General features: G+C 33.7%; 1 pseudogene. It reads left to right on the top strand.

Going from position 1 to position 383, the window contains the following annotated elements:
• A pseudogene (locus DF216_RS10780) lies at positions 1 to 383 on the top strand (2-keto-4-pentenoate hydratase); the annotation flags it as partial.

The raw sequence follows: 383 nt of genomic DNA, 5'->3' as shown, positions 1-383 counted from the left end.
CCTGCGTACGGTACTATTTTATCTACTCAATTAGTCGAAGGTGGTAACTCTATCTCATTATCAACATTATTTGATCCATTACTTGAACCTGAACTTATCTTTGAATTAACTGCAGACTTACCAGAGAATGCAGATGTTCAAACCATCTTAGAAAGTGTAAAAGTAGCTCCAGGTATTGAAATTCCTGACGCACGTTATAAAGATTGGTTCCCTAACTTTGCTTTATCAGATTTAATTTCAGATAATACTGCAACAGGTTTAATTGTGGTTGGAAAAAGAGTAACACCTCTTGATTACAAATCGTTTGCTGATATTAACTTAAAGTTATTTAAAAATGATCAAGAAATTGAAACAGGACATTCTAGTGACGTACTAGGAAATCC

It is taken from the genome of Streptococcus oralis (assembly GCF_004127215.1).
GTDB lineage: Bacteria > Bacillota > Bacilli > Lactobacillales > Streptococcaceae > Streptococcus > Streptococcus oralis_BD.
This window is presented reverse-complemented; position numbering and strand designations above follow the sequence as displayed.